This is a genomic window from Pseudoclavibacter terrae, assembly GCF_008831075.1.
In the GTDB taxonomy this organism is placed as follows: Bacteria; Actinomycetota; Actinomycetes; order Actinomycetales; family Microbacteriaceae; genus Pseudoclavibacter; species Pseudoclavibacter terrae.
The window spans coordinates 285073-297347 of record NZ_WBJX01000004.1 but is presented as its reverse complement, the minus strand read 5'-3'; the positions used below and the strand labels follow the sequence as shown (position 1 = coordinate 297347).

10 protein-coding genes are annotated in these 12275 nt (G+C 68.0%); 9 read left to right on the top strand and 1 reads right to left on the bottom strand.

Annotated elements, in window-relative coordinates; genetic code table 11:
* Window positions 1-673: 673 nt before the first annotated feature.
* Entirely contained in the window at window positions 674-1618 is a 945-nt protein-coding gene (locus F8O03_RS13205; protein WP_151424256.1) for a LysR family transcriptional regulator, read from the bottom strand.
* A 193-nt stretch (window positions 1619-1811) separates the two neighbouring features.
* Between F8O03_RS13205 and F8O03_RS13200 the strand changes: the two genes are divergently transcribed.
* From F8O03_RS13200 to F8O03_RS13160, 9 genes are all read left to right on the top strand, one after another.
* Window positions 1812-3101 carry an ABC transporter substrate-binding protein gene (locus F8O03_RS13200; RefSeq protein WP_151424255.1) on the top strand — a complete coding sequence of 430 codons (1290 nt, stop codon included), beginning with the start codon at window positions 1812-1814 and terminating at the stop codon, window positions 3099-3101.
* Between the two features lie 53 nt (window positions 3102-3154).
* Window positions 3155-4129, top strand: coding sequence for a carbohydrate ABC transporter permease (locus tag F8O03_RS13195; RefSeq protein ID WP_151424254.1), 975 nt, complete (start codon window positions 3155-3157; stop codon window positions 4127-4129).
* A 1-nt stretch (window position 4130) separates the two neighbouring features.
* On the top strand, window positions 4131-4967 hold the full coding sequence (locus F8O03_RS13190; RefSeq protein WP_104252034.1) for a carbohydrate ABC transporter permease: 837 nt from the start codon (window positions 4131-4133) through the stop codon (window positions 4965-4967).
* A gap of 15 nt (window positions 4968-4982) precedes the next feature.
* Window positions 4983-6485 (top strand): C-glycoside deglycosidase beta subunit domain-containing protein, encoded by a 1503-nt coding sequence (locus F8O03_RS13185; protein WP_151424253.1) that lies wholly within the window; start codon window positions 4983-4985, stop codon window positions 6483-6485.
* A gap of 530 nt (window positions 6486-7015) precedes the next feature.
* Window positions 7016-8317, top strand: a complete 1302-nt coding sequence (locus tag F8O03_RS13180; RefSeq protein ID WP_151424252.1) for a C-glycoside deglycosidase beta subunit domain-containing protein — start codon at window positions 7016-7018, stop codon at window positions 8315-8317.
* A gap of 44 nt (window positions 8318-8361) precedes the next feature.
* Complete coding sequence (locus F8O03_RS13175; protein ID WP_151424251.1) at window positions 8362-9156, top strand: TIM barrel protein; 795 nt, start codon at window positions 8362-8364, stop codon at window positions 9154-9156.
* Window positions 9153-10739, top strand: coding sequence for a GMC oxidoreductase (locus F8O03_RS13170; protein ID WP_151424250.1), 1587 nt, complete (start codon window positions 9153-9155; stop codon window positions 10737-10739). Before F8O03_RS13175 ends, F8O03_RS13170 begins: the two co-directional genes overlap by 4 nt.
* Window positions 10740-10769: 30 nt before the next feature.
* Window positions 10770-11165, top strand: coding sequence for a C-glycoside deglycosidase beta subunit domain-containing protein (locus F8O03_RS13165; RefSeq protein WP_151424249.1), 396 nt, complete (start codon window positions 10770-10772; stop codon window positions 11163-11165).
* On the top strand, window positions 11162-12265 hold the full coding sequence (locus F8O03_RS13160) for a sugar phosphate isomerase/epimerase family protein (protein ID WP_151424248.1): 1104 nt from the start codon (window positions 11162-11164) through the stop codon (window positions 12263-12265). The genes F8O03_RS13165 and F8O03_RS13160 overlap by 4 nt, the downstream gene beginning before the upstream one ends.
* Window positions 12266-12275: the final 10 nt, after the last annotated feature.

Sequence of the window (12275 nt, the reverse complement as noted above, 5' to 3'; positions counted from 1 at the left end):
TGGCGTGTACCCCATCTGCGTGCGCGTATCCCATCCCGAGGCGGTGGGGTGCGGTGGGGTCGGCCGGGTGGCGTTGCACGACGAGTCTCGGGATGGCTTTCTCGCATCGTTTGGGGAAGTTTCCCGTAACGAAGCGAGAATCCCATCCCGAGGTTGGGGCGGGTGAGCGTGGCGGGTAGCGCCGCTGTCGAGCCCGTTTCGGGATGGGTTTGGCGCTTCGGGATGGCGTGTAACCCATCTGCGTGCGCGTATCCCATCCCGAGGCGGTGGGGTGCGGTGGGGTCGGCCGGGTGGCGTTGCACGACGAGTCTCGGGATGGCTTTCTCGCATCGTTTGGGGAAGTTTCCCGTAACGAAGCGAGAATCCCATCCCGAGGTTGGGGCGGGTGAGCGTGGCGGGTAGCGCCGCTGTCGAGCCCGTTTCGGGATGGGTTCGGCCGGGTGGCGTTGCGCGACGAGTCTCGCGCTGGCTTTCTCGCTTCGTTCGGGGAAGTTTCCCGCAACGAAGTGAGAAACCCATCCCGAGGCGGTGGGGTGCGGTGGGGTCGGCCGGGTGGCGTTGCACGACGAGTTTCGGGATGGCTTTGGCGCTTCGGGATGGCTTGCAACCCATCTGCAAGCTTGAAACCCATCCCGAAACTGTCGCCGCCGCAACGGCCGCAGTCGCCGCCGACCTACGCGGCCGCCGCCCCGGCCTCCGCCTGCATGGCGGCGCCTGCCTGCGCGAAGAGGCGCCGCATCCATGCGTGCTCGGGGTCGCTGTTGTGGGTGGGATGCCACCAGAGGGCCGCCGAGATGGGGGTCGCGTCGAAGGGCGGCTCGAGCACGCGGAACCCTTCGCGGGGGATGAGCACGTCGGTGAGGCGCTTCTGCATGAGCGCGAGCCGGTTGGTGCCTTCGACGAAGTGAGGGAGGACGTGGAATCCTTCGACGACGGCGGCCACGGTGGGTTCGATGCCGAGCTCGCGGATCTGCCGGCTCGCGGAGGTGAACGCCGACCGGGAGAGGTAGTTGAACACCCAGGGCAGCTCGGCGATGTTCTCCATCGTGATGTGCTCGCCGACGTGCGGGTTGTCGTCGGTGCAGATGATGCGCCATTCGTCGGTGAACACGTCGCTGTAGGGGAGGTCGCTGAGGAAGCCGTGGGGGATCATCATGGCGTCGACGGAGCGGAGCTGCGCGATGGCGTCCTCGACGATGCTGGGGTTGTGCATCCGGAACCGGAACCGGACCCCGGGTGCTGTGTCGGCTGCGAGCTTCGAGACGGCGGCGCCGATGGTCGCGAAGCCGTAGTCGGAGCCGAGCACCGTGAACTCGCGTGTCGACTGGGTGGGGTTCCACTCGGCTTGGCTGTCGAAGACGCGCCTGGCGGAGTCGAGGGCGGTGGCGGTGAGTTCGCTGAGTCGAACGGCGAGGGGTGTGAGTTCGTACGTGTTGCCGGTGCGGGCGAGGATCTTGTCGTTGAAGTGGGTGCGGAGCCTGCCGAGGGATGCGCTGAGTGCGGGCTGGCTGAGGTGCAGCCGTTCGGCGGCGCGGGTGACGCTCCGCTCGGTGAGGAGAGCGTCGAGCGAGACGAGCAAGTTCAGGTCGAGCCTGGACAGCGGTGTTTCTGTGGTCACGTCGTTGTGCTTCCGGATCAGGGGTGTGGCGCCAGCATATCCGTCTCGGTGATGCGCTCGGCGGGTTCCGGGCCGACAGTTATGCGGAGCATCGCAACTACTTATGTGTGTTTTGCGCACAAGCCTGCCAGACTGAACCCACGCTCCGGCACAGCCGGAGGATCTTCGACAACGCTGTCAAGAAAGGCAAACAATGTCTCACTCCCGTAACCAGCGGATGCGCCTCAGCGCAGCACTCGCCCTCCCGGTTGCCGGTGTCCTCGCTCTCACCGGTTGCGCAAGCGGCGGCGGCGACACCGCAGGTGGCGGAGCCACCGAGTTCTCCCTCACCTACGCGACCTCGAACAACCTCGAGAACCCGTACGAGGCGCTCGCGACCGCCTACATGGAAGCCAACCCCGACGTGAAGATCACGTTGAACCCGCAGCCGAACGACCGCTACGGCGAGACGCTCCGCACGCAGCTGCAGGCAGGCAACGCACCGGATGTCATCCAGACGGCGCCCGGGTCCGGCCAGGGTCAGGCTGTGCTCAGCCTCGGCGAGGCGGGCTTCCTCGCACCGCTCGGCGAGACCGCATCCGGCATCATCCCGGACGGCAGCGAGGCGCTCTACACGTACGAGGACCAGGTGCTCGCGCAGCCCGTCGACTTCACCGTCGCCGGCTTCGTCTACAGCAACGCCTCCGCCGAGGCGGCGGGCGTGACCAGCTACCCGGCCGACACCGCCGAGCTCATCGGCAAGTGCGGCGACCTGACCTCCCAGGGCAAGTCGATGATCGTCATCGCCGGTGCCGCCGGCCCCAACACGGGCATGACCGCCATGTCGATCTCAGCGACCCGCGTCTACGCGGAGACGCCGGACTGGAACGAGCAGCGCGCCGCCGGCGACGTCACCTTCGCCGACTCGCAGGGCTGGAAGGACACCCTCGAGACGATCATCGAGCTCAAGGATGCTGGCTGCTTCCAGCCAGGTGCCGAGGGCGCTGGCTTCGACGTGATCACCAACAACATCACGCAGGGCACCTCGCTCGGCGGGTTCCTCCCCGGATCCTCCGCCAACGAGCTCGCCGAGGCGAACCCAGACCTCGACTTCTCCATCGAGCCCTTCCCGTCGGCTGACGGCGGCAAGCCGTACGTGCTCGCGAGCTCCAACTACTCGCTGTCCATCAACGCGGCCAGCGAGAAGCAGGAAGCCGCGCAGGCGTTCCTCGACTGGGTCGCGGGCGACGAGGGCGCGAAGCTCTTCTCCGACGTGTCCGGCGCACTCCCCGTCTCCGGCATCGAGAGCTACGAGTTCGAAGGCTCACCGTACGCGAGCGTCGAGCAGGTCCTCACCGACGGCTCCTACACGCCGCTGCCCAACAGCCTCTGGCCGAACCAGGCTGTCTACGACGAACTGTCGAAGGGCGTCCAGGGTCTCTTCACCGGTCAGACCACGGTCGACGGCGTCCTCTCGGCGATGGATGCGGCCTGGGACAGCTGACCCCCAGGTCACGCACACCCCACCGCATCGACACGTAGCAAAGGAGCCAGTTCATGACTGCGACACTGCACAGCGACGGCAAGACCGAGTCTGCTGCTGAAGACCAGTCGCCCGAGGGGAAGGGTGACAAGAACGCCACCCTTCCCCGCAAGGGGCGTCCTCTTCTCCAATTCGGCCACTGGTGGTGGGTGCTGCCCGGGCTCGTGCTCGTGGCGTTCATCCACTACGCCGCGACGGCCGCAGGAGGCTTCTTCGCGTTCACGAACTGGTCTGGCATCGGCTCGTTCACGTTCGTCGGGTTCGACAACTTCGCCGACATCTTCGCCGACCCGACCAAGATCGGCGCCGTCGGGAACACCCTGTTCCTCGCGTTCGGCTCGGTCATCCTCACCAACGTCGCCGGTCTGATCCTGGCCCTCGCCCTCAACCGCGGCCTCAAGAGCCGCTACATCCTCCGCACCCTGTTCTTCATGCCGGTGGTGCTGAGCCCCCTCGCCGTCGCCTACATCTGGAAGTTCATCTTCGAGTTCAACGGCCCGCTCAACGCCTTCCTCGGGATGCTCGGCCTCGCCGAGTACCAGAAGGCCTGGCTGGCGGACCCGAACTGGTCGATCTGGGCGGTGCTCATCGTCATCGTCTGGCAGAACACGGGCTTCACGATGGTCATCTACATCGCAGGCCTCGCCAGCGTGCCCGTCGAGATCGAAGAGGCGGCCGCGATCGACGGCGCCAGCCTCTTCCAGCGCTTCTGGTACATCACGCTGCCCTCCATCCGCTCGGCCGTCGCCATCGCGACGACGCTCGGCCTCGTGAACGGCCTGCGCATCTTCGACCAGGTCATGGCCCTCACGGGCGGTGGGCCGGCGGGTGCCACCGAGACGCTCGCGACCGAGGTCTACAAGCAGACCTTCTCGCTCGGCAACTTCGGCTACGGCGCCGCGCTCGCGCTCATCCTCACCGTCATCATCCTCATCTTCGCCGTCATCCAGCAGAAGCTCACGGCCGAACGCCCCGAGAAGGGACGCTGACATGTTCAGGTACACCAAGTTCACGCTGATCAGGGAAGTCGCGGTCTGGCTCGTCGCCATCGTCTTCCTGCTGCCGTTCTACTTCCTCGTCATCACGGCGTTCAAGAGCGACCAGGAGGTCTTCTCGACCTCGGCCACCGAGCTCCCCGCGACCTGGACGGTCGAGAACTTCGCCAACGTCATGACCGCGACCGGCCAGTCGAACGTGCTCCTCGGCCTGCTGAACAGCATCATCATCACGGGCGGCACGATCCTCTGCATGGTCATCCTCGGAGCGCTCGCGGGCTACGTGATCACGCGCAGCACCCGCCGTTGGACCCAGGTGTCCTACTACATCTTCCTCATCGCGATCATCCTGCCCACGCAGCTCGGCACCGTTCCCCTCTACATGGGGGCCCGCGCGCTCGGCCTCACCGGCTCGCTGTGGGGCATGATCGTGCTCTACACCGGCATGCTCCTGCCGCTCGCGATCTTCCTCTACGCCAACTTCTTCCGCGGCCTCGGCACGGACTACGAGGAGGCGGCGGCCCTCGACGGGGCGAGCCCGACCCAGGTGTTCTTCCAGATCATCCTGCCGCTCATGGCCCCCGCCACGGGAACGGTCGCGATCCTCGCCGGCCTCATCGTGTGGAACGACTTCTTCACGTCGCTCATCTTCCTCGGCGGCTCCGACTTCCAGACGCTGCCCGTGGCGATGTACTACTACGTCGGCGCGCTCGTCTCGCAGTGGAACCAGATCTTCTCCATCGTCATCATCTCGATGGTGCCGATCCTCATCTTCTACCTCGTCGCGCAGAAGCAGTTCATGCAGGGCTTCGCCGGCGGACTCAAGCACTAGGAATCGAGACCTCACATGGCAACGCAAGACACCCTGCTCAGCGAGCAGAGCCTCTTCCCGCACCCGGACGGCGCTGCGCTCAGCCTGCAGCTGCCCTGGTACCGCAGCGTCTGGCTCTCCTCGGTCACGGGCCTCGCGCTCGAGATCGACGGCACGCCGATCGATGCGTCGAAGCTCCGCCTCGAGCACCGCGGCGAGAGCTACCGTCTCGACGAGATCGCCGAGCAGTCGGAGGTGCTGTGGTTCCTGCAGGACCGCCCGCGGCTCGTCGTCGAGCTCGACGAGCCGATCGCCGACGGCAGCGAGCACAGCATCCACCTCGTCGCCGACCTGCGCCTGCCGTACATGCAGATCAAGCCGGGCAGCGAGACCGAGCCTGGCCTCTACGTCCCGAACCACGTCGACGTCACCCGCACCCTCGTGGCAAGCGAAGCCGTCGAGGCTGCGACCAGACCGTACTTCGAGGCGTCGGCGGCGGATGCGCTCGGCGAGTTCGCCGAGCCGCGCGAGAGCGACCCGTTCAAGCTCGGCCTCACCCTCTACTCGGCCACCGCCGAGTTCGCGGCCGGCTGGTACGACTTCGACTCCCTCCTCGCCCGCGTCGCCGAGCTCGGTATCGGCCCCGGCATCGAGATCGTCGCCTCGCAGATGGTGCCCACGTACCCAGCGGTCTCCGACGAGTTCGTCACGAGGTGGCGCAGCGCGTTCGACAAGTACGGCTTCGACGCCAGCTCCTTCGGCGCGAACCTCGACATGGGCCGCAACCGCTCGCGTGACATGAGCCTCGACGAGGAGTTCGAGTTCACCGAGACGCTGCTGCAGTCGGCGAGGAAGCTCGACTTCCCGCTCGTGCGCATCCAGAGCGCCAAGCCGGAGCTGCTGCGACGCATCCTGCCCATCGCGGAGCGGCTGGACCTCAAGCTCGGCTACGAGATCCACGCGCCCCTCGGACCGAACGCTGAGCCGATCGTGAAGGTGCGCGAAGTGTTCGAAGAGTTCGACTCCCCGCTGCTCGGCTTCGTCGCCGACTTCTCATCGACCATGCACAGCATGGCGCCGACGCTGCTGCGCTCGGTGAAGAAGCGCGGCCTCGACGACGCCGCGGTCGAGAAGCTGCAGGAGATCTGGCGCACCGACGTGCCCATGCGCGAACGCCAGCAGGCGTTCATCGCGTACCTCGAGGGCCGCGGCATCAACCCGGGCATCCTCGGCTCGCTCGCGCACCTGTCGTTCAACATGCAGGGGCGAGTGGATGTGCGCGAGTGGTCGGACATCATGCCGCAGATCCTGCACGTGCACGCCAAGTTCTACGACATCGACGAAAACGGCGACGAGCCGGCCATCGACTACCGGGCGATCACCGAGGAGTTCGTGCGCGGCGGTTTCTCCGGCTACATGTCGAGCGAGTGGGAGGGCCACGCGTTCGCGGACCTCGGCGAGGTCGACCCGCTGGTGCTCGTGCAGCGCCAGCACGCCCTCATCCGCCGCAGCATGCGCGAGGTGCAGGCGCTCGCCTGAGCCGCCAGGCCGGGCTTCTGGCTGACCAGATGTGGGGGTTGCGCACGTGAATTCGATGATTCACGTGCGCAACCCCCACATCTGCGCTCGGAGGGGCGCGGGAGGAGTGGGTGGAGGCGAGGGGTGAGTGGCGCGGGAGGTGCGGAGCTCGGCGTCGCGCAGACCTGGGGGTTGCGCAGGTGCTGAGGCTCAGGTGGATGCGCGAGCCCCAGGTTTGTGTGCGCGTGGGCGGGGTTCTGCGCAGACCTTGGGGTTGCGCAGGCGAAGGGGCTCCCGCGAGTGCGCAAGCCCCAGGTTTGTGGAGCCGCCGAGCTGAGGGCGGCCAGGCGGCCAGGCGGCCGCGGGGCCGCGGGGCCGCGGGGCCGCGTGGCCGCGTGGGTGCATGGGTGCGCGGCCGCGTGGGCGCGCGGCGGTGTGGGAGCTGCGCCCAGCGGGCATCCGCACCACCTAAAGCGCGCATCAGTCTTTCTTATGACTGAAACCGACATAAGTGCGTAGAGTGGACGCACAGACACAGAGAGTGAGCAACGATGCTTCTCGAGAGAGACCTCATCCAGTCCGTCGGCTTCCGCAACGTGCGCGAGGGCGACAAGGTCACCGGATTCCAGTTCCAGCTGCGCATGCCGTCGTACCGCGGCATGGCCGCATCCCTCATCGACGGGGTTGGCGTGCGGATCCCCGGCGTCGTCGACGTCGAACCGACTGTCCCGCTGTGGACGCTCCAGGGGAACACGTACACGCTCGAGGAGCTGTGGGTGTCGAAGGATGTGCGCTGGCAGCTCGACGAGCCCGCCACCATCACCGTTCCGCTCGAGGGCGGCCTGCCGGATGGCGTGCACGAGCTCTCGGTGGACCTGCGTCTGCGCATGTCGTACATCCCGCTCGAGCACCAGCCGAGCCGCTACCAGGTGACGAAGCACGTCACCGTCGCCCCGGAGGCGGCGGGTGCGCAGTTCAAGTACGGCGTCTCCCTCTACAGCTACATGGGCGACTTCGGCACGGTCATGGACCTCGAGACCGCGCTGCGCACGATCGCCGACCTCGGCGCGACAGGCGTCGAGATCCTCGGCGAGGGGCACATCCCGAACTACCCGAACCCGAGCGACGAGTGGGTCGACGAGTGGTTCGCTCTGCTCGACAAGTACGCGCTCGAGCCCACCAACTACGGCTCCTGGATCGACACGCGCCTCCACTCGAGCGGACCGCAGGCCCGCGATCTGACCGCGGCCGAGGGCGCCGAGATCCTCCAGCGTGACCTGCGCCTCGCCAAGCGACTCGGCTTCAGGTTCGTGCGCCCGAAGATCGGCGTCGTCACGAGCGACCTCGTGCCCCACCACAGCTGGACCGAGGCGGTCGAGTTGAGCCTCCCGCTCGCCGAAGAGCTCGACGTCATCATCTGCCCGGAGATCCACTCACCGACGCCCATCAAGCACGAGGTCGTCGACGACTACATCGAGCTCATCAAGCGCACGGGCACGAAGCACTTCGGGCTGCTCCTCGACACCGGCATCTTCCAGGACCGGCCGATCCCGCTGCGCCCGGGCGAGCTGCCGGGCAAGCGCCCCGACTTCCTCGACGGCATCGGCGTCGACCCCGCCGACATCGCCGACATCATCGAGCACGTCGTGTTCATCCAGGCCAAGTTCCACGACATCGACGAGCACCTCGAAGACCAGCAGATCCCGTGGGAGCCGGTGCTCCGCGCCCTCAAGGACGCCGGCTACACGGGTTACCTCTCGAGCGAGTACGAGGGCGAGCGTGAACCGTGGCGCTCCATCGAGCAGGTCCGCCGCCAGCACTCCCTCATCCGCCAGCTCACCGACCGCCTCTGAGCACGCGGTTTCCCACACTTCGAACCTCTCCAAAGGACTCACCCATGTACCAGCTCGCACCGAACATCGAACTCCTCTTCACCGAGGCCGGCGACTACCACGACCGCGTCCGCGCCGCCGCGGCCGCCGGCTTCGACGCCGTCGAGATGTGGGGGCCGACCGGGCGCGATGCTCCCGCCAAGCCCAAGGACATCCCCGCTCTCAAGGCGGCCCTGCAGGAGACCGGCACGCAGCTCACGGCGCAGCTCGCCGAGCCGCGCACGCAGTTCATGATCCCGCCCAAGGACCATTCCTTCTTCTACCAGTGCCTCGACGAGGGCGTCGCCATCGCGCAGGACCTCGGCTGCCCGCGCATGGTCGTCGGCAGCGGAACGGGCTTCGGCGGCTCGAAGCGCCAGACGCAGCTCGACGAGCTCATCGCGATCTACGAGAAGGCCATCGCCCAGATCGAGGGCTCCGGCATCACCCTCGTGCTCGAGCCCGTCAACGTGCGTGTCGACCACCCCGGCTCGCTCCTCGACCGCACCTCCGAGGCCGTCTACGTCGCCCGCGGCGTGAACTCCCCGAACTTCGGCGTGCTCTACGACATCTACCACTCCGCCGTCGAGGGGGAGGACATGGCCGCCGAGCTCGCGAACGCCGGCGACATCGTCAAGTACGTGCAGCTCGCGGATGCGCCCGGCCGAGGCGAGCCCGGCACCGGGTCGCTCGACTGGGCGGAGAAGTTCTCCGTGCTGCGCGCATCCGGCTACGACGGGCCGATCGGCCTCGAGTACTACCCGACCACGGAGTCCGCGGCATCGGTCGCCTTCGTGAAGGAAGCCGCGGCGTCGGCATGAGCCGCTACCCGGAGCGCGTCGACGTCGCCATCGTCGGCAGCGGACCCGCTGGCGCGACGTACGCGCGCATCCTGAGCGAGACGGCGCCCGAGCTGCGCATCGCGATGTTCGAGGTCGGGCCGACCGTCTCGAACCCTCCCGGCGCGCACGTCAAGAACATCGAGGACCTCGAGGAGCGCAGCGCTGCCCAGCGGCGCTCCGAGGGGCGCAGCGAGGCCGCGGCCAAGCTGAACAGCCCCGTGGCGCTCGCGCAGGGGAAGCGGCAGTCACGCCCAGGCACCTACCTGCTCCCCGACGACGACTTCTCGGTCGACGGCGGGGACGGGATGCCCGTCGCGGCCATGTCGAGCAACGTCGGCGGCATGTCCGCCCACTGGACGGGCGCCTGCCCGCGGCCAGGCGAGAGCGAGCGCATCAGCTTCCTGGATGCGACGGGTGAGCTCGACGAGCTGCTCGGCGAGGCCGAACGCCTGCTCGGGGTGACCACCGACGCGTTCGAGGGCGCGCCGTTCAGCCAGCTCATCCGCGATCGGCTCGCGCCGGTCGTCGACGAGGGGCGCGAGCCCACCACCCGAGTGCAGCGCATGCCGCTCGCCGTGCGCCGCCGCGACAACGGACGCCTCGTCTGGTCCGGCTCGGACGTCGTTCTCGGTGACGTGACGCGCGAGAACCCCAACTTCGAGCTCTTCGACGAGTCCCTCGTCACCCGGACTGTCATCGGCGACGACGGAGCGGCCGCTGGCGTGGAGGTGCGCGACCTCAGCGAGGCCGGCGCAGGGCAGCTCAGCGTGGTCGCGGCCCGAGTGGTCGTCGTCGCGGCGGATGCGCTGCGCACCCCGCAGGTCCTCTGGGCCTCCGGGGTTCGCCCCGACGCGCTCGGCCGCTACCTCAACGACCAGTCACAGGTGGTCTTCGCCGCCCGCATCACAGGCATCGAAGCCCCGGACGGCTCGACGACGGCAGCGAAGGACAAAGCAGCTGGCGCCATCAGCGAGACGAGCGGCGTCAGCTGGGTGCCCTACACCGATGCGAAGCCGTTCCACGGGCAGATCATGCAGCTCGACGCGTCCCCCGTGCCCGTCGCGGTCGACGACGCCGTCATCCCCGGCTCCATCGTCGGGCTCGGCATGTTCTGCGCGAAGGAGCTGCAGCGCGACGACCGCGTGCTCTTCACCGACGGCCACCTCGACAGCTACGGGATGCCCGCCGTGCGCATCCACTACACGGCCACCGACAGGGACCGCGCGGTGATGGATGCGGCCGAGGCCGAGCTGCGCACGCTCGGCGACGCGGTCGGCGAGCCGCTCGACGAGCGGGTCATCCGCCTGCCGTTCGGCGCATCCCTGCACTACCAGGGCACCACCCGCATGGGCGAGACCGACGACGGCGAGAGCGTCTGCTCTCCGACGAGCGAGGTGTGGGGCGTGCCGGGGCTCTACGTCGCCGGCAACGGCGTCATCCCCACCTCGACCGCCTGCAACCCGACCCTCACGGGCGTCGCGCTCGCGGTGAAGGGCGCCCGCGACGTCGCGGCGAAGCTCACCGTCGCACCAGCAGCCGCCGCCCAAGCGACGCAGCACTGACCATGACTGACAACTGGCTAGGAGGCCACCATGATTCCTGATCGGATCATCGAGCAGGACACGCTCAAGACGAACGGCACACGCACCTCGGTCGAGGTGCGCCTGCCCTGGTACCGCTCGCTCCCCGCCTCCTGCATCTCCGAGTTCGGGCTCTCCGTCGACGGCATCGCCGCCCCGCTGGAGTCGCTGCGCTGGACCATGAACGGCAAGACCTACGCACCGGATGAGCTCGCGGGCGACACCAGCGAGTGGTGGTTCCCGACCGACTCGGTCGTCGTCGAAGGCGACATCCCGCTCGCCGCGGGCGACGGAGACCACCAGGTCGACGTCGACCTGAAGCTCTACATCCCGTACATCGTGACCGACCACGGGGTGCTCCGCATCGAAGAACACAACTCCAAGACGATGAAGGCGGTCTCCGCATGACTGGCGAGCTCGGCACCCCCATCCAGGGCGTAACCCTCTACAGCTTCACCCGCGCGTTCCACGGGCGCGAGTACGACCTCGAAGGGCTCATCCGCAAGGTCGCGGCCGAGGGCTTCGGGCCCGGCCTCGAGCTGATCGGCTTCTCGAGCATCCGCGGCTTCCCGAACATCACCGACGAGTTCGCCGGCTGGTTCTCCGACCTCGTCGAGGAGCTCGACCTCGTCCGCACCTCGCTCGCGGTCAACGCCGACATCGGCATCCACCGCGACCGCCTGCTGTCGCAGGACGAGCTCGTCGCGTACATGACGCGCCAGATCGAGGCGGCCGCCAAACTCGGCTTCCCCGTCGCCCGCGTGCAGATCTCGATCACGCCGGACTCGATGGAGCAGCTCGCGCCGATCGCCGAGAAGCACGGCGTGACCCTCGCGCTCGAGGTGCACGCCGACCAGTACGCCTCGCACCCCCGCATCCTCGCGCTGCGCGACCGCTTCGAGCAGGTCGGCTCCCCGTTCCTCGGCTTCACCGCCGACTGGGGCGCCACCACCAAGGCGTTCGCCCCATCGGCCGTCGAGGCCTACCGCCGCCGCGGCGCCTCCGAGGAGCTGCTCGCCGAGCTCGTCGAGCTATGGGACGGCTACTACGCCGAGGGCCCGCCCGCCGACCAGGGCGTGCACGGCAAGCGCTTCGGCTCGTTCATCGGCCTCGCCGCCAAGCACGGTCGACCCGACTTCGGGATCGACTTCGCCATCAACGGCACGGGACTCTTCGGCCCGGCTCGAGTCGAGGACTGGCTCGAGATCATGCCGTGGGTCAAGCACGTGCACGGCAAGTTCTTCGGCATCGACGAGCACGGCGAGGAGCCCTCGGTTCCCGTGCGCGAGCTCATCGCGCTGCTTGTCGAGCAGGGGTACTCGGGCGCCGTCTCGAGCGAGTACGAGGGCTGGCACTGGAACCACTGGCAGAGCCCGTTCGACATCATCCGCGCCGAGCACGCCGTGCAGCGATCTGCTGCAGCGGATGCGGGATCGCGCATGATCACCGACCCGGCCGAGGCGCGCCGCATCCTCGCCGCCCACCATGCACTGCCCGTACGCAGCTGAACGCCGGGAC